The following is a 24,082-nucleotide window of genomic DNA, read 5'->3' as shown; positions in this document are numbered from 1 at the left end:
TTGGCACGTCCTGCGTCGACCAAGGTCGACGCCTACCAGAGCACAGCCCCTCGCTTTCACGCACTGCGTCGACCAAGGTCGACGCCTACCAGAGCACAGCCCCTCGCTTTCACGCACTGCGTCGACCAAGGTCGACGCCTACCAGAGCACAGCCCCTCGCATTCCGGTAGGTGCCAACCTTGGTTGGCACGTCCTGCGCCGACCAAAGTCGACGCCTACCAGAGCACAGCCCCCTCGCTTTCACGCACTGCGTCGACCAAGGTCGACGCCTACCAAAGCACAGTCCCCTCGCATTCCGGTGGGTGCCAACCGTGGTTGGCACGCCTGCATCAGAACCCCGGCAACCCCGGCGGGTTGGTCTGCGACTGCGGCACCGCTTCTTCAGCGAGGTTCCAGCGCTGCAGCGCCTGCGCATACGTGCCGCTTTCTATCTGCGTGTTCAACGCCTGGGTGATTGCATCGGCCAGCCCGCTGCCCTTGCGCGTAGTTGCTGAAATCGCCGCCGAATCCGGCCAGCCGCCGGGGAACAGCCCCACCCGCCGTACCTTGCCATCGCGCGCCGAATAGGCACCGGTCGCGTTCGGTTCAAACGACACATCGGCGCGCCCGGTAATCACCGCCAACCGCCCCACCACCGCATCGTCGAAGTACTGGTACTCCACCGGCTTCAAGCCCGCCGCAATATTCTGCTGGTCCCAGTGCCGCAGAATCTGGTCCTGGTTGGTGCTGGCCCCCACCACCACTTTCAGCCCTGCCACATCGGCAGGCTTCTCGATCTTCTGGATCGGGCCGTCGGTGCGTGTGTAGATGCCCAGCAGGTCAAACCGATAGCTGGAAAAGTCGAACTTCTTTTTGCGCTCTTCGGTCACGGTCACGTTCGACAGCACCGCATCGTACTTGCCCGACTCCAGCCCCAGCGGCCAGTCGGCCCATGCAACCGGCACCAGCACCAGCTTCAGGCCCAGGCCATCGGCAATCAGCTGCGCGATGTCCGGCTCCACGCCAATCACCCGCTTGCTGTCAGATCCGTAGTCGGCCAACGGCAGCTGCGCCGGGTGGGTGGCCACGGTCAGCACGCCCGGGGTCACGAAACGGTAGCCGGGCGGCAGCAGTGCCTGCGCCTTGGGGTCCGGCGTGCCGCGCAGCACTGGTGCGTCGGCGCCGGCCAAGGTAACGCTGGCAGCCGGCACCGGCGCCGGTGCCTGGCGCACGCGCGAATAGACGATGCCGGCAATGCCGATCACCAGCACACCCACAACCAGCAGCGTGCTGCGCGAAGGACGACGGTGTGATGCAGGGCTCATGGGTTCACTCGAAAGGGTTACAGGGTCTTGGCCAGGAAATCGGCGGTGCGCTGCTGGCGCGGGCGCTCGAACAGTGCCTCGGGCGTGCCCTGCTCGATCACCCGGCCCTGGTCCATCATCACCACGTGGTCGGCCACGCGGCGGGCGAAGGCCAGTTCATGGGTCACGATCACCAGGGTGGTGCCCGACCGCGCCAGTTCTTCGATCACGCTCAGCACTTCGGCCACCAGCTCCGGGTCCAGCGCCGAAGTCGGTTCGTCGAACAGCAGCACCTTCGGCTGCAGCGCCAGCGCGCGCGCAATCGCAATGCGCTGCTGCTGGCCGCCGGACAACTGCCGCGGGAACGCATCGGCCTTGTCGGCCAGGCCCACCCGCTGCAGCAACGTACGCGCCTGCTGCTCGGCCTGCACGCGCGACACCCCGCGTACCGCAATCGGCGCTTCGATGATGTTTTCCAGCGCGGTCAGGTGCGGGAACAGGTTGAACCCCTGGAACACCATGCCGACCTCGGCGCGGCGGCGACGGATCTCACGCTCGGGCAGTTCGTACAGGGTGTCACCCTCGCGGCGGTAGCCGATCAGCTGCCCGGCCACGCTCACATAGCCGCTGTCGGCGCGCTCCAGATGGTTGATCAGCCGCAGCAGCGTGGATTTGCCGGCGCCCGAAGGACCAATCAGCACCGTCACGCTGCCCGCGCGCAGGTCCAGGCTCACATCGTCCAGCACCACCTGCTCGTCGAATACCTTGCCTACGCCGTGCAGCGTCACCGCCGCGCCCTGCCCGGCTTCCACCGGCACCGCCACGCGTGGGCGATCACTATCCCCGGGCACGGCAGCGCGCGCACGCGGCACCGAAGACACCCGCGATATGCTGCGCTCGCGCTGCAGCTGGCCACGCGCAAAGCGCTGCTCCACCCGCCGCTGCAGCAGCGACAACACGGTCAGGATCACCAGGTACCAGACCGTGGCCACCATCAGCAGCGGCACCACTTCCAGGTTGCGGCGGTAGATCACCTGCACGGTGTAGAACAGCTCGGGCAGTGCCAGCACATAAACCACCGAGGTGCTCTTGGCCAGCCCGATCACATCGTTGAAGGCGGCCGGCAGGATCGAGCGCATCGCCTGCGGCAGGATGATGCGGCGCACCTGGCGCCCGCGTGGCAGGCCCAGTGCGGCCGCCGCTTCATACTGACCATGGTCCACCGACAGAATGCCACCCCGGATCACCTCGGCCGAAAACGCTGCCTGGTTCAAGGTCAGGCCCAGCACCGCCGCGGTGAACACGCCGATCAGCTGCGTGGTCGGGTACGAGAACAGGCTGATGCCGGTGAACGGCACGCCCAGTTCAATGGTGCTGTACAGGTAGCCCAGGTTGTTCAGCAGCAGCAACAGCACCAGCAGCGGGATCGAACGGAACAGCCACACATAGCCCCACGACACCGCCGCCAGCAGCGGCGAGCCGGATACCCGCGCCAGCGCCAGCAGCGTGCCCAGCGCAAAGCCCAGCCCGGTGCCCAGTGCGGTCAGCAGCAGCGTGCGCCCCAGTCCTTCCAGCACGGGTTTGGCGAAGAACCATTCGGCGAACGTGCCCCAGCCCCAGCGCGGGTTGCCCAGCACCGACTGCAGGCCGATCAGGATCAGCGCCAACGCCAGCAGCGTGCCCACCACCTGCAGCGGGTGCCGCGCCGGCACGATCTTCAATGCGGGTGCAGCGGCCGGGCGCGTGGCCAGCCCTTCCAGCGCGGTCGAAGGCGTGCTCATGCATGCACCGCCTGGCGTGCGACCACCGCCGCGTCTGCCCCCGGCTGCGGCGCGCGCAACCTCTTTTCGAACGGCAGATGCGCGATGGTTTCCGGGTCGGCGTGCAGGTCGAACAGCGCCGTGTAGCCGTGGCTCAGGTACAGGCCCACGGCCTCGGGCTGGCGGAAGCCGGTGGTCAGGAACACACGCCGGTAGCCCTGGCGTGCGGCCTGCTCTTCCAGTTCCTGCAGCACCCGCCGCGCGATGCCCTGGCGGCGCAGGCCCGGCAGCGTCCAGATACGTTTGAACTCGGCGGTGTCGGCATCGCGGTGCGGCATGAAGGCGCCGCCAGAAATGGCCACGCCATCGCGCAACAGCAGCACGAAGGCGCCCACCGGCGCGGCAAACGCCTGCGCGGGGTAGCGCTGCAGTTCCTCGCGGGCACTGCCGCCAATGCGCCGCCGCACATCGGCGTAGCGGCTGTCGTATTCCTGTTCCAGCCCATCGAACAGCGGCCGTGCCAGCGGATCGTCCACGCTGGTATACAGAAAGCGCTCGTTCTCAAACACCGTACTCATGCCGCCTCCTCCACCAGATAGTGCTCGGCCAGCCGCGCCCACAGGCTGGCGGCCGGCGCGATGGCTGCATCGTTGAAGACGTAGCGCGGGCTGTGCAGCGAGGCGCTGTCGCCGTTGCCGACAAAGACGAAGCTGCCCGGGCGCGCCTGCAGCAGGAAGGCAAAATCCTCGCTGGCCGTGCGCGGCGCGAAGTCGGCCACCACCTGCTCGCGGCCAAACGCCTGCAGCGCAAGATCACGCACCAGCGCGGTCTGCTCGGTGTGGTTGATCACGCTGGGGAAACCACGCGGGAAGGAAATCTCCGCGCGCGCGCCGAATGCCGAAGCGGTCTGCTCGGCAATCTCGATCACCCGCCGCCGCAGCGTGTCACGCACCTGCGGCAGGTAGGCGCGCACGGTCAGGGTCAGTTCCACCGCATCGGGAATCACGTTGGCCGCCTGGCCACCGTGGATCGAGCCCACCGTCACCACGCCCATCTGCCGCGGATCGACATTGCGCGAAACGACGCTTTGCAGCGCGGTCACGATATGCGCTGCGGCCAGGATCGGGTCCACGCTGCCCTGCGGCTCGGCGCCATGGCCGCCCTTGCCGATCACCTTCAGCCGCGCCCAATCCACCGACGCCATCGCCGGGCCATCCACGAAGCCGAAATGCCCCACCTGCACGCCCGGCCAGTTGTGCAGCCCGTAGATCGCATCCACCGGGAAGCGCTCGAACAGGCCGTCGTCGATCATCTTCGAGGCCCCCGAACCTGTTTCTTCGGCCGGCTGGAACACCAGTTGCAGGGTGCCGCTGAAGCGCCCATGGTGGGCCAGGTAATGCGCCGCCGACAGCAGGATGGCGGTGTGGCCATCGTGGCCGCAGGCATGCATCAGGCCTTCGTTCTGGCTGGCATAGGCCAGCCCGGATTCCTCGGCGATCGGCAAGGCATCCATGTCCGCGCGCAGGCCCAGCCGGCGCGTGCCGTTGCCACGCTGCAGCGTACCGACCACGCCGGTGCCGCCCACGCCAGTGGTCACCGCATAGCCCCAGTGCTGCAGCAGCTCGGCTACGCGGGCGCTGGTGCGGTGTTCCTCGAACGCCAGTTCCGGGTGGCGGTGCAGGTCATGACGAATGGCGATGGCCTCGGCAGCGCGTGCCGCGATCTCCGGCAGCACGCCGGTCGCTGCGGAAAGGCGCTGAGGGTGGCCCGGCGCCACCGAAATGTCTCCGCTCATCGCCCTACCCCACCTTCCGCGCTGGCGCGGCATCGACCGCATGGCGGCTGGCCTTGTACGGCAACCCCAGGTTGTCGCGCAGGGTCTGCCCCTGCAGTTCCCGCTGGTGGTAACCCCGCGCCTGCAGGATCGGCAGCACCAGGTTCACGAAGTCATCCAGCCCCTCGCGCTGCGCGGCAAAGCCCAGGATGAAGCCATCACTGGCACCGGCATCGAACCAGCGGATCAATTCGTCGGCCACCTGTTCGGGCGTACCGATGAAATTCGGCCGCGGGCTTACCGCCTGCAGCGCCACCTGGCGCAGGGTCAGGCCCTGGGTGCGCGCATCCTGTTTGATGCGGTCGGTGGTGGAGCGGAATGAATTGCTGCCCACCTCACCCAGCTCCGGAAACGGTGCATCCGGGTCGTACTGTCTGAAATCGTGGTGGTCGAAGAAGCGCCCCAGGTAGGCCAGCGCATCGTCCAGGCCCGCCAATGCGGCAATGGCCTGGTACTTGGCCTCGGCCTCTTCGGCGGTGCGGCCCACGATCGGACCGATGCCGGGGAAGATCTTCACGTCCGCCGCGCTGCGGCCGTGGGCAATCGCCGAGTTCTGCACCTTCTGGGTGAAGGCGCGGGTTTCTTCCAGCGACGGCGAATGGGTAAACACCGCATCGGCATACTTGCCCGCCAGTGCAATGCCATCGTCGGAAGAGCCGGCCTGGAAGATCACCGGCTGGCCCTGCGGCGAACGCTGTATGTTCAGCGGCCCTTCCACCTGGAAGAAGCGCCCCTTGTGGTCGAGGCGGCGGAATTTCTCCGGTGCAAAGAACACACCACTGTCGCGCTCGCGCACGAACGCATCGTCATCCCACGAATCCCACAGCCCCTGCACCACGTCCAGGTACTCATCGGCAATCTGGTAGCGCAGCGCATGTTCCGGGTGCGGGCGGCCGTAGTTGCGGCCCGACCCCTCCAGCGGCGAGGTCACCACGTTCCAGCCCGCGCGGCCACCACTGAGCAGATCCAGCGAGGCAAACTGGCGCGCCACCGTAAACGGATCGCTGTACGACGTGGACAACGTCCCGGCCAGACCGATCTTCTTCGTCGCCGTCGCCAGCGCAGACAGCAGCGAGATCGGCTCGAAGCGGTTGAGGAAGTGCGGAATGGATTTTTCGTTGATGTACAGGCCATCGGCCACGAAGCCGAAGGCGATGCCGTTGTCCTCGGCGGTACGCGCAATGTCGATGTAGAACTGCAGGTTCACGCTGGCATCAGCCGGATTCGATGCGTGCTTCCACGCATGCATGTGGCTGCCAGGGCCCTGCAGCATGATGCCGAACGGAATGGGTCGCGGGGTCGTGCTCATGGGGAATCTCCTGCAGGTCAGGCCACTGCCGCGCGCGGTGCGGGCGACAGCAGTTCAAGGGAGGTCAGGCGTGCATCCAGGTCGGCCACCGGTGCGTCCAGGATGAATTCGCCCACGCCGAAGCGGCGGTGCAGTGCGTCCAGTTCTGCGCGCACGTGTGCGGCATCGCCGGACAGCACGCTGGGCTGGGTTTCCTCGATACGGAACTCGGCCACGCCCACCTGGCGGGCGTACTCGGCTGCCGCTTCCGGGCTCGGCAGGTTCACTGTCTGCCCCGGCGCCAGGTGCAGCTTGTACACGCGCAGCGCACCGATATGCCGCGCCGCCGCTTCAGCGGTGGGCGCAGCGAAGGCCACCGTGGCCAGCAACGGCGGCTGCGAGGACAGCGCGCGGTAGGCCTCGAACGCCGCTTCAATGTGCCGCGGGTCGCCGTCGAAGTGCGCCGCGTACACGAAGCGCCAACCCAGTTCGGCGGCCTGGCGCGCACTTTGCGGGCTCGCGCCCAGCAGGAAACGTTCGGGCGCAGTCTGCGGTACCGGCCGTGCCTGCGCATCCTCGCGGGTGCCGGCCAGATAGCCCTCCAGATCACGCAGCTGCTGGTCGAAATCGGCAAACGGCGGTCGCCCCGCCGCCAGCGCCGCGGTCGAGGCCGGCAGGCCACCGGGGGCCTTGCCCACGCCCAGATCCACCCGGCCCGGAGCCAGCGCCGCCAGCAGGTTGAAGTTCTCGGCGACCTTGTACGGCGCGTAGTGGCGCAGCATCACTCCACCACTGCCAATGCGGATACGCCGGGTCTGCGCCAGCACCCAGGCCGCCAGCACTTCCGGCGCCGGGCTGGCCAGGGTGGGTGCGGCGTGGTGTTCGGCAAACCAATAGCGGTGGTAACCCAGCTGCTCGGCGCGCTGCGCCAACTGCAGGCTGTTGCGCAGCGCCTGCTCCGGCGTTGCGCCCTCGGCCACCGGGCTCTTGTCCAATACGCTTATCTGGTAGCTCATGCACGCGTCCTCGCTCAGGGGTGGGCCACGGGAATGCCCAGCAGGGCATTCAGCGCCGCCAGAATCGGCTCGGCCCCGGACACCACCTGGCGGTCCTGGTGCGCGCCACTGGCGTGTTCGCTGTGCACGCCCTGCGGCAGCACCAGCTTGGGCAGCGACTGGTCCTGCTCGCCAATCTCTGCAATCACCTCACGGCGCGGCCGGGCGAACCCGATCCGGCGCACGTCCAGCTGGTCGTCCAGACCGTCAATGCTGGACAGCGCGCCTTCCAGCAGCAGGCTGTGCCGGCAGAAGAAGCGCTGGCCGGGCAACTGCCCATCCTCGAACTGTCGATCCAGCAGGAACAGGATGGGCTTGGGGGATGCGTCTACCGCCACAGTGAAGTCCTCATCAGGTGCGGCGTGATCCTGCCGCGTCACCTTCGATGCTAGAGAGACCGAGCGCCGCCACTGCGCCAGTGCGCGACAATCGGCGGTCAGATCCGGCCATGCAGATGCGTGTTGGCCATAACGTCATGGCCATCACAGGCAATGTCAGGCAATGCGGCGCAACGCCACCGGCAGCGCAACGCCCTGCGCCGCCACGTGCCCGCCCGCCCGTTCGGCAGCCAAGACGATGCGCGCCTGCAGTGCCGCGCTGTTGATCACTTCGCCATCGAAATCGGCCGGCGTGGCATACACCCCGATCGGCAGCGTGTGCGCCTGCAGGAAACTGAACAACGGCCGCAGCTGGTGATCGATCACCAATGCGTGGCGCTCGCTTCCGCCGGTGGCGGCCAGCAGCACCGGCGTATCCACCAGCGCTTCCAGCCCGATGAAATCCACCAGGTGCTTGAACAACCCCGGGTACGAGCCGCGATAGACCGGCGCGGCCACCACCAGCAGATCGGCCGACTCGATTCTCTGCAGCGCCTGCTCCACCGCAGGCTCGGCCTCATCGCGCGACAGCGCCTGGCCCAGCGAGCGCGCGATCGGCGCCAGCTCCACCCACTCCACCCGCGCCTGCACCCGCTGCTGCAGCGCATCCAGCAGATGCCGCACCAGCAACGACGTGCGCGATGTCGCCGACCCTGTCGGCGATCCCACCAATGCCACCACGTTCACTACAGAAGACATCACGACTCTCCTCGATTGCCTTGCACCTCAAAACCGATAACCCACCCGCGCATACCACACCGCCCCCACCGTGCTCAGCACATCACCGGTATCCCAGGTGGTTTCAATGCTGGCCACGTCGGTGGCGCTGCGCGCGTACTCGGGCACCTTGCGGGTGCGCTTGTCGAACACGTTGTTCACCCCCAGCGCGGCACTCCAGCCCGCGCCCAGTTCCACCGCACCGGAAATGTTGGTCACCAGCACCGGCGGCTGCGTGTAGGCCACGCCGTTGTTCAGGCGCTTGATCGGCCCGTAGTAGGTGAAGTCCAGGTTCGAGCGCCAGCGCCCGTTCTGCCAGCCCAGCCCCGCCACCTGCGTGTACTGCGGGGTGCGGTAGCGCAGCGCGTATTCGCTGGAACGGGTGAGCAGGTTGATGTTGGGCAGGCCCTGCAGCGCCGCCGGAATCGCACTCACCTTCTGGATGGTGGTGCGGCCCACGTTGGCTGCGTACGTCCAGCGCAGCTTGCCCCACGCCGTGTCCTGGTTTGCTTCCAGGGTCAGCTCCACGCCACGCGTGCGGGTGTCGCCCACGTTGGTGAAGTAGCTGGCGTAGAACGCATCGCCGGGCAGAATGCTGATACCGGCCGTGCCCAGCAGCGCGTCGATGGTGTTCTTCTGCGCGGCGGTCAGCACGGTGCCACTGTTGTCGGTGATGCGCGCCGGGTCCTGCGCGTTGTAGCCAATCTGGCTGGACTGCCCCAGCTGTCCGCGGATATCGATCTGGTACGCATCCACCGCCAGATGGAAGCCCGGGCTCGGGTCCCAGGTCACGCCCAGGCTGTAGTTGGTGGCCTTTTCCGGCTTCAGCGGGGTCGCACCGAGCGCAACGGCAGCCGGCGAACCGACCTGCGCCACCAGCGTGGTGCCGCACGGGCAGCTGCCGGTGGCTTGGTAGAACTGCGCGCCCAGGCTGGGCGCATGGAAGCCATTGCTGACCGTGGCGCGCACGCCCAGCGCATCGGTGAAATCGAAGCGCGTGGTCAGCCGCCCGGTGGACACCGTGCCGAAATCAGAGTGGTCTTCCCAACGCGCCGCCGCATCCAGGTACCAGCGCGAAGTGATGTTGGTGGCCGCACCGGCGTACACCGCCTTGCTGTTGCGCGTGGTCTTCACCGCATCGGCGGTGGAATAGCCCACGAACGCCGCCGCACCGAAGCCGGTGTACGACTCCCACTGGCCGGCGCCGCGCTCGTACTGTTCGTGCTGGTACTCGGCGCCTGCACTCACCTCCAGCGGCGACGCAAAGGCCGCCACCTCGAAGCCACGGCGCAGGTCCAGGTTGGCGATGCCCTGCTGGTAATCCAGCTTGCCGTCGTAGAAATCGGTGGGCGAGCCGGGGTATGGCAGCGAATAGTTCACCGAATTGCGCGTGTAAGTGCGCACCGTGTTGCGGTTGCCGGTCAGGCTGGCGTCGTAGTCCCAGCCCGCCAGCTGGCCCTTCACCCCCGCCGTGCCGGTGTACTGCTTCTCCTTGGTTTCCAGCACCGGCAGGAAGCCATCGGGAAACACACTCAACACGCCCGGCGCTTTGTAGGTGGTGAAAATGGTGGCCGGCAGACGGAAGTTCTGGATCGCCTGCGCAGTGCGGTCGCTGGCCGTGGCATTGGCATAGAACTGCGCGCTCTCGCCCAGGCCGTGCCCCACGTTCACCGCGAACGCCTTCAACGCGTAGGACGGCGAACTGAGGATGGTGTTGGCTTCGGCATCGCGCGTGGCCTCGGCCGGGTTCGGCGATGCACCGGCCGGCAGACGATTGTTCGGGCGCAACGCCACTAGGTTGCCGTTGGCATCCACTGCCGGGTAGCTCAGGTAGCCATCGATATAGCGACGGGTGCGAATCGCATGGTGCTGGCGCGTGGTTTCACCTGACAGATTGATGAAGCCATCCTCGCCCCAAGGCAGGCCCACATTGGCGCGCACGCTGGTGCGGGTGCCATCGCCATCGAAGCTCTGTCCGCTTTCCACTGAAACATCGCCGCCGTGCGCCTGCGATTTCAGGATCACATTGATCACACCGGTAATGGCGTCCGAACCGTAGATCGCCGACGCGCCATCGCGCAGCACCTCCACATGGTCGATGGCCGACACCGGAATGAGCGCCAGATCGGCCCAGGCATGGCCGGGGTAGCCGCCGCCGTTGGCACCACTCACATAGGCGCTGGCATTGCGGCGTTTGCCGTTCACCAGTACCAGCGTGTAGCCCGGCGACAGATTGCGCAGCTGGTAGCCGCGAATCAGGCTTTCCTGGTCGCTCTGGTAGCCACCAATCTGGCTGAGCGACGGCAGGCTGCGCTGCAGCGCTTCCAGCAGATTGGCCTGGCCGGTGGAGGCCAGGTCCTCGGCCGAGATCACATCGATGGGGGTGGAACTGTTCTTCACCGTGCGCGTGCTGGTGCGCGAACCGGTCACCACCACCGCATCCAGCGTGGACGCAGCCAGATTGGCCGAGGTGGCGCTGGCCGTGCTGGCCGGTGCATCAGCATCAGCATCAGCATCGGCGGCGTGGGCAGGTGCAGCGGCCAGCGTGGCCGCGATCAGAACCGCAAGGGTATTCAGGACAGGTGTGTGGGCGGCAGGCATGGGGGCTCTTGGGGGTGGGCCGGAGACACACCTCCATTCAAGAGCCCCCGCCCCCCACGCAACAGGCGAAATCGCGTCACCCAACCGTCATATCGCGCCAGCCACATGACCGCTGGTAATGACCTTACGCAGCCGGGGTCGGATCCCTTTCCGCAGGAAAGGGATCCGACCCCGCACGCAATCCCACCCCCCCCACCGGGGTCAGAGCCCTTCCTGCGGAAGGGATCTGACCCCAACTCACTGCACCCGTCCGGGGTCGGATCCCTTTCCGCAGGAAAGGGCTCTGACCCCATACGCCATCCCACACACCCCACCGGGATCAGAGCCATTCCTCCGGAAGGGATCTGACCCCAACTCACTGCACCCGTCCGGGGTCGGATCCCTTTCCGCAGGAAAGGGCTCTGACCCCACACGCCATCCCACACACCCCACCGGGGTCAGAGCCCTTCCTGCGGAAGGGATCTGACCCCAACTCACTGCACCCGTCCGGGGTCGGATCCCTTTCCGCAGGAAAGGGCTCTGACCCCATACGCCATCCCACACACCCCACCGGGGTCAGAGCCCTTCCTGCGGAAGGGATCTGACCCCAACTCACTGCACCCGTCCGGGGTCGGATCCCTTTCCGCAGGAAAGGGCTCTGACCCCATACGCCATCCCACACACCCCACCGGGATCAGAGCCATTCCTCCGGAAGGGATCTGACCCCAACTCACTGCACCCGTCCGGGGTCGGATCCCTTTCCGCAGGAGAGGGCTCTGACCCCACACGCCATCCCACACACCCCACCGGGGTCAGAGCCCTTCCTGCGGAAGGGATCTGACCCCAACTCACTGCACCCGTCCGGGGTCGGATCCCTTTCCGCAGAAAAGGGCTCTGACCCCATACGCCATCCCACACACCCCACCGGGGTCAGAGCCCTTCCTGCGGAAGGGATCTGACCCCAACTCACTGCACCCGTCCGGGGTCGGATCCCTTTCCGCAGGAAAGGGCTCTGACCCCACGTGCCATCCCCCACACCCCACCGGGGTCAGAGCCCTTCCTGCGGAAGGGATCTGACCCCTGGCCCATATGCCAGCGCGGCATCACCACATGCCCGCACACCCCTGCGCGCACCGCCGCGCCTCGCTAGCATCACCCCATGCACAGCGAACCCGCCGCCCCCACTGTTGCCATCGTGGCCTGCCACGGCCAGGGGCTGTTCGAGTTTGGTTGCGCCGTCGGTCTGTTCGCGCCCATCCGCCCGGAACTGGGCGTGGCCTGGTACCGCACCCAGGTCTGCGCCGGCGAACCCGGTGCGCTGCGCATGCTCGGCAACGCGCAGGTGCAGCTGCCCTACGCGCTCGATGCAGTGGAAGACGCGGACATCATCGTCATTCCGGGTTGGCGCGAACCCAGCGAGCGCCCACCCCAGGCGCTGCTCGATGCGCTTATCCGCGCCCATGCGCGCGGCGCACGCATCACCAGCATCTGCTCCGGCGCGTTCGTGCTGGCTTGGGCCGGCCTGCTCGATGGCCGCCAGGCCACCACGCACTGGCGGCTGACCGACACCCTCGCCCGCGAGTTCCCGCGCGTGCACGTGCGTGACGACGTGCTCTATGTCGATACCGGCGACATCATCACCTCGGCCGGTTCGGCCACCGGCATGGACATGATGCTGCACATGGTGCGCAAGGATTACGGCGCGCGCGTGGCCAACCTGGTGGCCGAACGCCTGGTGCTGGCACCGTGGCGCGATGCCGAACGCAGCCAGCGGGTCAGCCGGGCCATTCCCAATGGCGAACCCACGCGGCTGGCCAAACTGATGGAATGGATGCGCCGCAATATCCGCGATGCGCACTCGCTTGCCAGCTTGGCCGAACAGGCCGCACTGAGCCAGCGCACCCTGCAGCGGCAGTTCCTGGAAGCCACCGGCCTGTCGCCCATCGATTGGCTCATCCGCGAGCGCGTGGCGTTCGCCCGCGAGCTTCTGGAAACCACCGACCGGCCGTTGCAATGGGTGGCCGAACAGGCCGGGTTCGGTTCGCAGGAATCGTTCCGCCGGCACTTCCGCGGGCTGGTGGATGCCAGCCCGACCGAGTACCGCAGCCAGCATCGTGGGGCGGTCAGTGCGGATCGGCTGGTGGGGTGCTGATCGGGGTGGAAGCCAGTGACGCCTCCAGCCTGGCGGGGGCCCTATCCGCAGCGTAGCCTCGTCGCTGGACCACCAGCACCGCGCTGCACGTTTCGCGTGCACGTGCCGGCGGCCGAATCAGGACAGCAATGTGAGCGAACCAACTTCCACCTTCCGCGCCGATCCGTCCCCTGAGGCGGCCACTGGCAACGCAGCCACCGCCGTGGACGTGCGCATTCGAGAGCAGATCCAAGCAGGTCTGGATGCCGCGAATTCGGGGCATCTGATGCCCGCCGCCGATGTAGAGACCAGGTTCACTGCACGTCGTGCGGCGACCAAACGCCGCCTCGAGGCATTGAAGTAACGAGAGCGCTTGGCGCACGAAAGGCAGCTCTCACCCCTCCCCTCAATGCGACGAAACAAACACCGCCCCCTCCACCGGCGCTGGCAGCGCAAAGCTGCGCCGCATGCGCGCAACCTCAGCAGCCGGCGGTAACCCGAACAGCCGCTTGAACTCGCGGTTGAACTGCGAGGGGCTGGCATAGCCCACCGCCAGCGATGCCGCTTCGGCGGTCATCGCCTGCCGCAGCATCAGCAGCCGCGCCTGGTGCAGCCGGGTGGACTTCACGTACTGCATGGGCGACGTGCCGGTAATGCTGCGGAAATGCTCGTGGAAGGTTGCCACGCTCATTTCGGCCTCGGCGGCCAGCGCATCCACATCCAGCGCGGTGGCATAGGCGGCGTGGATATGCCGCAGCACCTTGCCGATGCGCCCGAAGCGTCCGCGCATTGCCAACGCTTCGCGCATGGCCGCACCCTGCGCGCCAGTCAGCACGCGGAAATACAACTCGCGCACCAGCGATGGCCCCAGCACTTCGGCTTCCAGCGGGTCGGCCAAGGCTTCCAGCAGACGCAGCACGGTGGCCTGCAGGGCGCCCTGCATCGGGCTGGCCATCATGCTCTGCGCAGGCGCTTCGCAGCTGCCCGCGCGCTCGCCCAGTTCAATCAGCAGGTCGGCGGCCAACTGCAGGTCCAGGTGCAGGTAGATCGCCAGCAGCGGCGCCTCGGCGGTGGCCTCGGTTTCCATGGTAAACGGCACCGGCACCGACACGGCCAGATAGTGCTGCGCGTCGTACTGGTAGACCTGCCCACCCAGGTAGCCGCGCTTCACGCCCTGGCAGACGATCACGATGCCCGGGTCGTACAGCACCGGCGTGCGCGCCAGTGGCCGGTCCGAACGCAGCAGCCGCACACCCGGCAGCGCGGTCAGCGTATAGCCCTCGTCCACGGCCAGCGCCTGCAGCAGTTCCACCATGCGCGCCTGTGCCTGCGGCTGGGTCTGCATTTCGCGGGACATTGAGGCCCTCGTAGAAATAGGCAAGAACGGGCGAAGCTTAGGCCTGGGCGGCGCCGGGCTCAAGCACTAACGTGCAAGCTCCCTCACACGAGCCCTCCCCCATGACAGCATCCCGCCTCTTCCTCATCACCGGTGTCAGCAGCGGCTTCGGCCGTGCCCTGGCCCAGCAGGCGCTGCTGGCCGGCCACCGCGTGGTCGGCACCGTGCGCAGCCCTGCTGCGTGCAGCGACTTCGAAACCCTCGCCCCCGGCCGTGCGTTCGGGCGCCTGCTGGACGTCACCGATGCACAGGCCATCGACGCGCTGGTCAGCGCTGTTGAAACCGAGATCGGCGCCATCGATGTGCTGGTCAACAACGCCGGCTACGGCCACGAAGGCATCCTGGAAGAATCCACGTTGGACGAACTGCGCCACCAGTTCGAAGTGAACGTGTTCGGCCCGGCCGCGCTGATCAAGGCCGTGTTGCCGCACATGCGCGCGCGCCGCCGCGGCCACATTCTCAACATCACCTCCATGGGCGGCTTCATCACCATGCCCGGCATTGCGTGGTACTGCGGCAGCAAGTTCGCGCTGGAAGGCATCAGCGAAGTGCTGGGCAAGGAAGTGGCAGCGTTCGGCATCCATGTCACGGCGGTGGCACCCGGTTCGTTCCGCACCGATTGGGCCGGGCGTTCCATGGTGCGTGCACCACGTGCAATCGAAGACTACGACGCACTGTTCGACCCTATCCGCAGCGCGCGCGAGGCCAAGAGCGGCCAGCAACTGGGCGATCCTGTGAAGGCCGCGCAGGCCATGCTGCAGGTAATCGACAGCCCCACCCCGCCCAGCCAGCTGCTGCTGGGCAGCGATGCCCTGCACCTGGTGCGCGGCAAGCTGCACACCATGGCCCAGCGTATCGATCAGTGGGAAGCGCTGAGCCGGTCCACCGACAGCCCGGTTTGAACTGAATACGGGGCGTCGTTGACATGCAGGCAATTACCTGCCTATTCTCAGCTCCATGGACGGCCCGCGCCGTGGGCCGCCCTCCTACCGGAGGACGCTGAGATGGTCGAAATCGCGCACCGCGTTGGTATCAAGGCACCCGTCGCACAGGTCTACCAGGCCCTGGCCACCCCGCAGGGCGTCGCCGCCTGGTGGACCGAGGAAACTGCCGGCGACCAGCACCCGGGCGGCACGCTGCACCTGCGCTTCACCGCCCATGGCGAAGAACGCGGCGTCATGCAGATGAAGCTGCAGGAACTGCAACCCGACACGCTGGTGCTGTGGGAAGTGCTGGCCGGACCGCCGGAATGGATCGGCACCCACATCCGTTTCGCCCTGCGCCAGGAAGGTGAGTACAGCATCGTGCTGTTCACCCACGAAGGCTGGAGCGAGCGCGTGGAATTCACCCACCACTGCAGCACCAAGTGGGCCCTCTTCCTGATGAGCCTGAAATCCCTGCTGGAAACCGGCATCGGCCAACCCAGCCCACGCGACATCAAGATTGACGAGTGGAACTGACCCACCGCATGGATGCAGACAAGGTTTTCAAAGCCCTGGCCGACCCCACGCGCCGCACCCTGTTGGACCGGCTGTGTGCGCAGAACGGCCAGACCCTGGGCCAATTGTGCGACCACCTGCAGATGACCCGGCAGTCGGCCACCCAACATCTGGGCCTGCTGGAAGACGCCAACCTGATCAGCACCGTGCGCCGTGGCCGCGAAAAACTGCACTTCATCAACCCGGTGCCGCTGCATGACGTCTACGAACGCTGGGTACGCAAGTTCGAGCAGCAGCGGCTGACGCTGCTGCATGACCTGAAACGCGAACTGGAAGGAGAATGACCATGCCCACCGAGGCCACCCGCTTCATCCACGTGATCTACATCGCGTCCACACCGCAGAAGGTGTTCGATGCCATCACCCGCCCGGAGGTCGCGCGCACTTATTGGGGTCACGAAAACGTTTCGGACTGGCAGCCCGGTTCGCGCTGGCAGCATGTGCGCGCCAACGATGCACGCACGGTCGAACTGGTCGGTGAGGTGGTGGAAAGCACCCCACCTTCGCGCCTGGTCATCACCTGGGCGGCGGCATCGCAGGCCGACAACCCAGCCAGCTACAGCCGGGTGACGTTCGATATTGTGCCCTATGAAGACATGGTGCGCCTGACCGTTACCCACGACGATCTGGAACCCGGCAGCGGCATGGATACCGGCATCCGCCAGGGCTGGCCGATCGTGCTGTCCAGCCTGAAATCGCTGCTGGAAACCGGCACCGGCCTGGATGTGTTTGCCAAACCGAAGGGATGACCCTACGCCGCTACGCCCCCACCACGGCCCCCGCCACGCGGCACACCAGCATCGTGGCGGCCAGCGCGCCGGCGAAGGCGAACAGCCAGCTCATCTCGGCGTTGAGCAGTCGCTTGTCTGCCTCATCCAACAGACCGGCATCGCGGCGGCGAACCTGGCGGTAAAGCAGCAGCATGCAGATCGCCATCAGCACCAGCAGCGGCAGCCACGCGAACAGCAGCACGTTCAGTTGGCCCGCAAACGCGGGGCTCACGCTGAAACGGCTGACCCAGCTACCGAAGGCGCGTTGGTTGTCCAGCGGCAGGAATACGAACAAGACAAGCGCCATGCCCAGCACGTACAGCGCGGCATGGCGCAGCCGTAGCGACCATAGCCAACGCACATCGGCGTGCGGCGATGCCACGTTGGCGCCCAGTTGAAATGAACCGGGCGTGCGCCCGGCCTCAACCTCGCGCGCGTGATGCCAGACGCCGCGCTGTATGCCCCGATGCAGCACCGGTAGCAGCACGAAGGCGCAGAACCCGACCAGCACCGTGTTCAGTGCCAGCGCGCCACCGTCCTGCCGGTCGCCGAACAGCATGGCCAGGCCAAACCAGGCGGCGAAGAACACGGTCATGCCGGCCACGAACAGCACGGCCGCGACCAACAGGCGGCGCCCTGGCTTCGCGGCCATCCAGGCATGCAGCCCAGTGCTGTACTGCTGGTCCTTCATGGCAACCTCCTGTGGCGCCCTGTTTGCTTCAACGTTGAATCACGTGGACGAACATGCCCACCAGCATCAGCAACGCCACCGCCAAGGCGATATAGGGCGCGGTTGAAAACAGCTTCAGCAGCAGGTCAACGCCCGTGGTGCGCTTGCGCCCGCCAACGTGCTGATCCAGCACGCTGTACAGGCCGGTGAAGCTGGCCTTGTCCTCCTCGTCGGGTGCGTTGAAGTCGCGCCAGGTCAGCAGGCCGCAGTAACGGCCCGTGGCAGAATCCAGCCGCAACACATGGCCGCCCCGGCGGTTGATGAACGGGTAAGCGTTGTAGCTGCGAATTGCCGAGAACGGTGAAGCGAACAGCGTGCGCTCACCCTGGCGGATCGCAATGGCGCCCGGGGACAGCTCTATATCAATCAGGTAGGTGCCATGGCGCACGATCAGGTAGTTCACCCCACCCACCACCGAAAGCGTGGCGATCAGGAAAGCGGTCTGCGCGGATGTGTGCTGGATGGCATCGGCGCACGGCACGATGCCCGACAACGGCACCACCACCGCGATCAGATTGATCAGCAGGGTTTTCCAGCCCACTTGTCTTACGGTCAGCGTTTCCATTCGCGGTCCTTCGCTGGTGGGGGAAACGGGGTCGGCGCGAACAACCAGCGGCCGGTGGGGGCATGCTAATCGGAAATGGGGTGACAGGTGCAGGGGCTGGTGGTGACGCCTTTGGCTTGGCCGAACTCGGGGACATCATGCGGCACGCCCCTACTCCAGCTCGGGCATGCCGGCCGGGCCCGGAAGCCGCATGAAGCTACCCGCCCTGTATGGATAGAATCCGATGAAGGCCAACAGCGCGCCCGGGTAGGAAACGATGCCGTTCGTCAACGAGTACATTTCACCGGAGGATGCGGCCACGTACCGCCTGGCCGAGGTTGACGCCAAGGTCATCGGCGGGAACAAGTCGCACGACTGGACCGTCGACCGCGACCAGAACATCTATCTGCGCAATCTTGCAAACGGGCGTGAACAGGAGTTCCTCCATCAGGGCCACTGGACGTTCTATTGGAAGGGAGCCGTGCTAACGATCCGGTTGGATCTGCTGGATGGCAAGGGGAAACCAGGAGATCCCGGATGGTCGCATTGGCGACTTGTCTCTCTGAACGGAAGCCATGGCTTGCCGCTAGCGCTCAAGCGGCAGAAGCAGGCAATTCTGGATGATCTGAAGAGGGCGCTGGTGGCGTACAAGGACGGCGGCGCTTTCTCAAAGAATACCGACTACACCATCACCTTGGAGCTTGGAGATGAGTGCGTGCTATGAGCGCACCGTTCAATGGCTCAAGGGTCCGATGACATCGCCAATGAGCACTCTCGAGGACGAAACCCGGCTTTCAGCGGCCTGCGAGATTCCATTCACACTATTGCGTGACCCGTTGGCCGCAGCAGGGTTCGCCATCTCAACGAACGCAGTGGGTTTCAAGCCGATGGTCTACTTCGATCGAACCGTCAGCGATGGGCTGCATCTGCATGTCATCCGGCGCACGGACAGTCATACCAACCCCCAGTGCATTACACGTGTCAGGGTCGAAATGAAGCCGAGCGATGACTAGAGCCCCTGCTCACTGGCGGACGGGGCTCAGGCGCCGAGGCCGCTGAACAAAACGACAGTGTCGCAATCAACCCGTTCCCGTTCGTCTCTCCTGCGACCTGGGCCCGCAAAGGGCTGTTCACATGTGCCCATCTGCCTGAAACCTCACGACCGTAGCCATTCCATGGTGGCACCCATGACCTGTCCCGATACAATCCGAACAAGCCTGAGGCACTCTCAAGGAGGACACGATGCCGTTCGTCAACGAGTACATCTCGCCGGAAGATGCGGCCAGATATCACTTGGCCGAGATTGACGCCAGCTTCAGAAGCGGCGGAATTTCCCGGCAGTGGACCATTGATCGCGAGCAGGACATCTATCTCAGGATCCTATCGCGGGGCCTTGAGGCGGAGACAAAGCATGAAAGCGTGTGGTCGTTCTACTGGAAAGGAACTCTACTGACGGTCCGCTTGGACCTGTTGGATGGGAAGGGAAAGCCAGGAGAACCGGGATGGTCGCATTGGCTACTGGTCAGACTGAACGGGACCAATGGCTTGCCACCCGCACTTCGCCCATACAAGCAATCGGTCATAGAGAGCCTTAAGCAAGCGCTAGTTGCTTACAAGGACGCGGGGGTGCTTTCAGGAAATACGGACTACACCATTACCCTGGATATTGGTGAGGAGTGTGCCCTTTGAGCGGCTCACTGACAGCTGAGCAAGCAATCGAACGGCTGATGCGCCAACCAGGCGCCTTTGGCACGCGCGACAAGCTTGCCGAGCTTGCAAAGCAGGTGGACGCGAACAGTCCGGGGCACCTTACTGTCCTCTACAGCGGCAACGTGGTCGATAAGCTTCCGACCGAGGATATAGCAGTAGGACTGGATGCATCCGTGCGTGACCTTCGGATCATCAACAATAGCCCAGCGGCAAAGTTTCTAACTTCCGACGAGTTCAAAACGTTTGCCGCGCGGTTGGACGGTGTACTGCTCCGTGACTTCGACAAAAAAGGCTACAGCAGCCCCACCACCGACTGGCTCTACCACCCCACCGATGGCCCGTGGGCCGACGTGTCAAAGCGCTTCGCTGATGGAGCTCGGGGGGATGTTCGCGCCATTGTCCCCAACGCTTCCCCCGACCGGGTGTTCGCCTCTTCAGAACTGCCAAGCATCCTTGCCAATGAGCAAGTGACCTCGCTGGAGGGCCTATCCAGGCCCAGGCTTGCGGAACTGCACGCACGAGATAGCCGGGCGGCGTTCGAACTGGTTGCGGCGCAATCACACGCCAACATGAGCGACATACGGTTAGGGATCTATGTTGACGGTACCGTGGTGCGCGATGAGAAAGAGAAGTCTCAGGTGGATGGCCGCTCCTACTTCAGAAATGGGCAGGCACAAGGTCATGCCCCCAATATCACAAGCAGCGCCCGCGATCTGGGCGCCATCATGGGACCGCCAAGCGAGCGCACCCAAGCCGGCTACGCACGCGTACAAGCCTGGCGCACAGAAGCAATGCCCGACGCAGACCTGCGCATCCCCTCCGTTGAAACCGGGGCGGTGCGCTCGGTGGGACGCGCCATGGGCGTTGCCGCTGCAGGTGTGGAAATCGGCAGTGCAGCGCACGACTATGCGCGCCTGCGCGGCCAGGGCAACCTGACCGCGGCACAGGCGTCAGTCGGCCGCTCGGTCAGCACCGGCGCGGGTGCATGGATGGGCTTTGAAGCCGGTGCCTTCGCGGGGGCTTCGGGCGGTCCACTTGGCGCCCTTGGGGTGGGCGCATTGGGCGCCGTGGTCGGCGGGCTTGCAGGCGACAAAATTGCCGACAAGATCCAGGAAAGGCAGATCTACACCCAGCGAGGCAGTGATCTCAACACGTGGCAGGCCAACCCGGCCCATCCTGAGCAGGGCTGGACGCGCACCCTGCCGGCGCTGCCAACCGCCCCCCAAGGCCAGCGTTTCGACGCACCCCCTGCCCTGGCCGACGAGTTGAACTACAAGGCCGTGTCCAAAGCCACCGAGCTCGGCATGGGCAGCGCCAGTGCCCGCAATCCCTTCGTGCTGCCTGCCAGCCGCGAGGACACTTTCAGTGCGTACGGCGGCGATTGGACCCGCAACGCGGTAAGTGGCGGCTGGCAGCGCCAGATCAATTACGACCGGCCGGGCCTGGGTCATACGGAATCCGCATCCCCGCAACGGGCCGAACAGCTTGATGCGCAGTCGCAGCAGATCGCCATCGATAACGCTGCGCACAGCCCGGCCGCGCTGGCAGCCACCTACATGGCGCTCTATAACCAGAACGACTGGCAGCGGCACGGAAAGGTGCCTAGTGCCGTCGAAAACACGATGGCAAGGCCAGAGCGGGTGCTGGCTTCCGATGGCCACACCTATGGTCGGCAAGCCAACGGCGAGTGGATCCACAACGAGTTCCCGTGGGCCACCCGGGCCAAAGGCAATCTGCCTGCCGAACTGGACCTGGCGCTTGAAGCACAGCGCTCGCGCGTCCAGCAGCTGCTATCCCACACCGCACCGTCTGGGCGGGAAATTCCGACGCTGGAGACCGTAAAGGTCACGCCTACCGTGGAACAGCAGGCCGAGATCGGGAAGGCTGTTGCCTCACCGCCAGCCTCGGTGGACCCGACACCGTCGCCACTGCCGGATCGCATGAGCGATGCCGGGCACCCGGCCAACGATGAGTTCCAGCGCATTCTGGGTGAACTGCACCAGGCCGAAGCCGCCCGAGGCATACCCCACGGCAAGCACAGCGAGCAGGTCGCCGCCGCCCTACTGGTCCAAGCCGAACAGAAGGGCGAGCGGATAGCCAGCGTGCGTATCGTCGACAACGGTCATATCGACGGCTTCGCCGAGTTTCAGGATCGTTCCGGCCCGGGCGTAGTTCGCGTTGCGGCGGACAAGGCACTATCGATGTCGGTGGAGCAGCACTCGCAGCAGTGGGAGCAATCACGCTTGCCACGCCACGACGACATTTCCGCGTTGTCGCCAGATGATCAGGCGATGTTCGCGCGCATCCGCCAGGGCGTACCCGGGCACGTTGGCGACGACCACGTGATGCGAGCGCTGTACGACGCAAAGAAGGCCGACATGGCCAGCCCGGACAGAATCGGTCAGGTGATGATGGCAGGCGACACGATCTGCATCGCTGGCACCGTTCCAGGTTTCCGCTCGATGACCGACGTGGCGCAGAACGCGCCGCCGCTGAAGGAGACGGCGGAACAGCTGCAGTCGTTCAATCAACAGCGGGAGCACCAGCTGGCGATGGAACAGCAGCGAAACCAGGATGGCCCCGGTGGCCGTGCTGGCCCGAGCTTCGGCTAAGCGGCTCACGGCAGTCGCGACCGCCAGCGTGCAAGCTACGCTGGCATGTTGTGTGAAGACCTGCCCACGCGCCCCCCTGCCCCCGGCTTGTAACCTGAGGCCCTACCAACTGCCTGGGGCGCAGGGTGAACGCATCGATCCGGCGGGTGAACCTGCAACGGTTGATCCTCGCGCTTGCCGCGCTCTCGGCCCTGGTCATGCTGGGCAATGCGGTCTGGGCCAGCTACCAAGTGCAGCGCCAGCAGCTGCTTGAAAAGAGCCTGGAAGCCAACCGGGTGTACGCGCACTCGCTGGCGCAGTCCACCCAGCACTTCGTGCTGAACGCGCAGCAGCAACTGGCAGTCGGCGCCGAACGTCTAAGCCGCAATGCCGCCCAGCCCGCGGCGCACGACGATGAAGTGGAACGGGTCAAGCTGCAGACCGATGCCTTCAACAGCGTCATCTCGGTCGATGCCCAGGGCGTGGTGGTGGGCACCTCACCGGCCCTGCCCGAGCTGCAGGGCAAGGCCCTCACCAGCGCCGCCAACCGGCAGGCGCTGCAGCAGCGCGTACCGATGGTCAGCGATCCGTTCGTTGCCCACACCGGCAACCTGGTGGTCACCCTCTCCCACCCCGTGTTCAACGCGGACGGCGACTATGCCGGCTACATCACCGCGTCCATCCACCTGCGCGACCCCAACGTGCTGCACAGCCTGCTCGGCACCCATCCCTACGACGATGGCTCGTACCTGTACGTGGTCAGCCGCGATGGCACCGTGCTCTACCACCCCGACCCCGACCGCGTCGGCCAGGCCGCCACCCGCAATGCCGCCGTGGAGGCACTCAGCCAGGGCCGCGCCGGCGCATTGCACTCGCACAACCGCCACGGCGTGCCGATGCTGGCCGGCTTCGCGCCGGTGCCCGCGGCCGGCTGGGGCATCGTCGCCCAGCGCCCGACCGATGCGGCCGTGGCCCCCATGGGCAGCCTGACGGCCACGGTGCTGCGCAATGCCGCGCCCCTGGGGCTGCTGACCCTGCTGCTGATCTGGCTGTGCTCGCGGCGCATTGCCTCGCCGTTGCAGGAACTGGCCCGGCACGCACAGGACCAGGATGTCGGCGCCGCCATCACCCAGGTCAAGGCGGTCAATTCCTGGTACCACGAAGCCGCCCAACTCAAGCAGGCCGTGCTGGTCAGCTTCCGCAACCTCAACGAACGTATCGGGCTGCTGGACAAGGCCGCTCTCACCGATCCCCTCACCCAGCTGCTCAACCGGCGCGGGCTCGAACGCGCGCTCAGCGCGCTGAATGCCTCGGGCGTGTCATTCGGGGTCATCACCCTGGACGTGGACCACTTCAAGGACGTCAACGACCAGCACGGCCACGACACCGGCGACCAGGTGCTGGCCGGCATCGCCCAGTGCATGCGTGCCAACGCGCGCCCGCAGGACGTGCTGTGCCGCCTGGGCGGTGAGGAGTTCCTGGCCCTGCTGCCCGAGGTCAGCGCAGACGCCGCGCTGCAGGTGGCCGAGCGCCTGCGCGGCGTGATCGAGGCGCACGCCTTCCCCACCGTCGGGCACGTCACCATTTCAGCCGGCGTCAGCCACTACCCTGAAACCCAGGCCGACGCAGACCTGGTCATCCGCCAGGCCGACAAGGCGCTGTACCGCGCCAAGCACGGCGGCCGCAACCGCACCGTGCTGTACCGGCGTCGCAGCCAGCGGCGTGAAAACCCGTCTTGACGCGATGCTTGCCGTTTCTGCACAACGGCACCGCCCCACACCTGCAACCCTGTCATCACCGCCGTGCCGCCAGCACGGC

At 66.1% G+C, this 24,082-nt stretch carries 22 protein-coding genes; 10 read left to right on the top strand and 12 right to left on the bottom strand.

Annotated elements, in window-relative coordinates; genetic code table 11:
• Positions 1–329 precede the first annotated feature (329 nt).
• From C1931_RS08720 to C1931_RS08680, 9 genes are all read right to left on the bottom strand, one after another.
• Positions 330–1,304 carry an ABC transporter substrate-binding protein gene (locus C1931_RS08720; RefSeq protein WP_108756026.1) on the bottom strand — a complete coding sequence of 325 codons (975 nt, stop codon included), beginning with the start codon at positions 1,302–1,304 and terminating at the stop codon, positions 330–332.
• Between the two features lie 17 nt (positions 1,305–1,321).
• On the bottom strand, positions 1,322–3,064 hold the full coding sequence (locus tag C1931_RS20620) for an amino acid ABC transporter permease/ATP-binding protein (RefSeq protein WP_108756025.1): 1,743 nt from the start codon (positions 3,062–3,064) through the stop codon (positions 1,322–1,324).
• Entirely contained in the window at positions 3,061–3,612 is a 552-nt protein-coding gene (locus tag C1931_RS08710) for a GNAT family N-acetyltransferase (protein ID WP_108757704.1), read from the bottom strand. The genes C1931_RS20620 and C1931_RS08710 overlap by 4 nt, the downstream gene beginning before the upstream one ends.
• Positions 3,613–3,617: 5 nt before the next feature.
• Complete coding sequence (locus tag C1931_RS08705; protein ID WP_108756024.1) at positions 3,618–4,838, bottom strand: M20 aminoacylase family protein; 1,221 nt, start codon at positions 4,836–4,838, stop codon at positions 3,618–3,620.
• Between the two features lie 4 nt (positions 4,839–4,842).
• Complete coding sequence (locus tag C1931_RS08700; RefSeq protein WP_108756023.1) at positions 4,843–6,186, bottom strand: LLM class flavin-dependent oxidoreductase; 1,344 nt, start codon at positions 6,184–6,186, stop codon at positions 4,843–4,845.
• 17 nt (positions 6,187–6,203) lie between these two features.
• Positions 6,204–7,181 (bottom strand): MsnO8 family LLM class oxidoreductase, encoded by a 978-nt coding sequence (locus C1931_RS08695; RefSeq protein WP_108756022.1) that lies wholly within the window; start codon positions 7,179–7,181, stop codon positions 6,204–6,206.
• 14 nt (positions 7,182–7,195) lie between these two features.
• Positions 7,196–7,558: a DUF3088 family protein gene (locus C1931_RS08690; RefSeq protein ID WP_108756021.1), complete on the bottom strand. Its 363-nt coding sequence runs from the start codon at positions 7,556–7,558 to the stop codon at positions 7,196–7,198.
• 156 nt (positions 7,559–7,714) lie between these two features.
• Positions 7,715–8,296: an FMN reductase gene (gene msuE / locus C1931_RS08685; RefSeq protein WP_108756020.1), complete on the bottom strand. Its 582-nt coding sequence runs from the start codon at positions 8,294–8,296 to the stop codon at positions 7,715–7,717.
• A 27-nt stretch (positions 8,297–8,323) separates the two neighbouring features.
• Positions 8,324–10,915 (bottom strand): TonB-dependent receptor, encoded by a 2,592-nt coding sequence (locus C1931_RS08680; RefSeq protein ID WP_108756019.1) that lies wholly within the window; start codon positions 10,913–10,915, stop codon positions 8,324–8,326.
• Positions 10,916–12,053: 1,138 nt separating this feature from the next.
• Here C1931_RS08680 and C1931_RS08675 point away from each other — a divergent pair.
• Both C1931_RS08675 and C1931_RS08670 read left to right on the top strand, forming a co-directional pair.
• Positions 12,054–13,046, top strand: coding sequence for a helix-turn-helix domain-containing protein (locus C1931_RS08675; RefSeq protein ID WP_108756018.1), 993 nt, complete (start codon positions 12,054–12,056; stop codon positions 13,044–13,046).
• A 130-nt stretch (positions 13,047–13,176) separates the two neighbouring features.
• The gene (locus C1931_RS08670) at positions 13,177–13,389 is read left to right on the top strand and encodes a hypothetical protein (RefSeq protein ID WP_108756017.1); all 213 of its coding nucleotides are present in this window, start codon (positions 13,177–13,179) and stop codon (positions 13,387–13,389) included.
• Between the two features lie 42 nt (positions 13,390–13,431).
• On the opposite strand, the gene C1931_RS08665 is transcribed toward C1931_RS08670, so the two are convergent.
• Positions 13,432–14,382 carry an AraC family transcriptional regulator gene (locus C1931_RS08665; RefSeq protein ID WP_234412891.1) on the bottom strand — a complete coding sequence of 317 codons (951 nt, stop codon included), beginning with the start codon at positions 14,380–14,382 and terminating at the stop codon, positions 13,432–13,434.
• 101 nt (positions 14,383–14,483) lie between these two features.
• Here C1931_RS08665 and C1931_RS08660 point away from each other — a divergent pair, with 101 nt between their 5' ends.
• The 4 genes from C1931_RS08660 to C1931_RS08645 all read left to right on the top strand — a co-directional run bounded on the left by C1931_RS08660 (position 14,484) and on the right by C1931_RS08645 (position 16,668).
• Positions 14,484–15,323 (top strand): oxidoreductase, encoded by an 840-nt coding sequence (locus tag C1931_RS08660; RefSeq protein WP_108756016.1) that lies wholly within the window; start codon positions 14,484–14,486, stop codon positions 15,321–15,323.
• Between the two features lie 102 nt (positions 15,324–15,425).
• Entirely contained in the window at positions 15,426–15,881 is a 456-nt protein-coding gene (locus tag C1931_RS08655; protein ID WP_108756015.1) for an SRPBCC domain-containing protein, read from the top strand.
• 8 nt (positions 15,882–15,889) lie between these two features.
• Entirely contained in the window at positions 15,890–16,204 is a 315-nt protein-coding gene (locus C1931_RS08650) for a metalloregulator ArsR/SmtB family transcription factor (RefSeq protein ID WP_108754783.1), read from the top strand.
• Between the two features lie 2 nt (positions 16,205–16,206).
• Entirely contained in the window at positions 16,207–16,668 is a 462-nt protein-coding gene (locus C1931_RS08645) for an SRPBCC family protein (protein ID WP_108754782.1), read from the top strand.
• 10 nt (positions 16,669–16,678) lie between these two features.
• On the opposite strand, the gene C1931_RS08640 is transcribed toward C1931_RS08645, so the two are convergent.
• On the bottom strand, positions 16,679–17,380 hold the full coding sequence (locus C1931_RS08640) for a hypothetical protein (RefSeq protein WP_108756014.1): 702 nt from the start codon (positions 17,378–17,380) through the stop codon (positions 16,679–16,681).
• A gap of 28 nt (positions 17,381–17,408) precedes the next feature.
• Complete coding sequence (locus tag C1931_RS08635; protein WP_108756013.1) at positions 17,409–17,984, bottom strand: hypothetical protein; 576 nt, start codon at positions 17,982–17,984, stop codon at positions 17,409–17,411.
• 256 nt (positions 17,985–18,240) lie between these two features.
• Here C1931_RS08635 and C1931_RS08630 point away from each other — a divergent pair, with 256 nt between their 5' ends.
• The 4 genes from C1931_RS08630 to C1931_RS08610 all read left to right on the top strand — a co-directional run bounded on the left by C1931_RS08630 (position 18,241) and on the right by C1931_RS08610 (position 24,003).
• Positions 18,241–18,687: a hypothetical protein gene (locus tag C1931_RS08630; protein ID WP_108756012.1), complete on the top strand. Its 447-nt coding sequence runs from the start codon at positions 18,241–18,243 to the stop codon at positions 18,685–18,687.
• A gap of 518 nt (positions 18,688–19,205) precedes the next feature.
• On the top strand, positions 19,206–19,652 hold the full coding sequence (locus C1931_RS08620; RefSeq protein ID WP_108756010.1) for a hypothetical protein: 447 nt from the start codon (positions 19,206–19,208) through the stop codon (positions 19,650–19,652).
• Positions 19,649–22,285 (top strand): XVIPCD domain-containing protein, encoded by a 2,637-nt coding sequence (locus C1931_RS08615; RefSeq protein ID WP_159095457.1) that lies wholly within the window; start codon positions 19,649–19,651, stop codon positions 22,283–22,285. The genes C1931_RS08620 and C1931_RS08615 overlap by 4 nt, the downstream gene beginning before the upstream one ends.
• A gap of 125 nt (positions 22,286–22,410) precedes the next feature.
• Positions 22,411–24,003, top strand: coding sequence for a sensor domain-containing diguanylate cyclase (locus C1931_RS08610; protein WP_234412889.1), 1,593 nt, complete (start codon positions 22,411–22,413; stop codon positions 24,001–24,003).
• Positions 24,004–24,082: the final 79 nt, after the last annotated feature.

The organism is Stenotrophomonas sp. YAU14A_MKIMI4_1 (assembly GCF_003086855.1).
Lineage (GTDB): Bacteria > Pseudomonadota > Gammaproteobacteria > Xanthomonadales > Xanthomonadaceae > Stenotrophomonas.
This window is presented reverse-complemented; position numbering and strand designations above follow the sequence as displayed.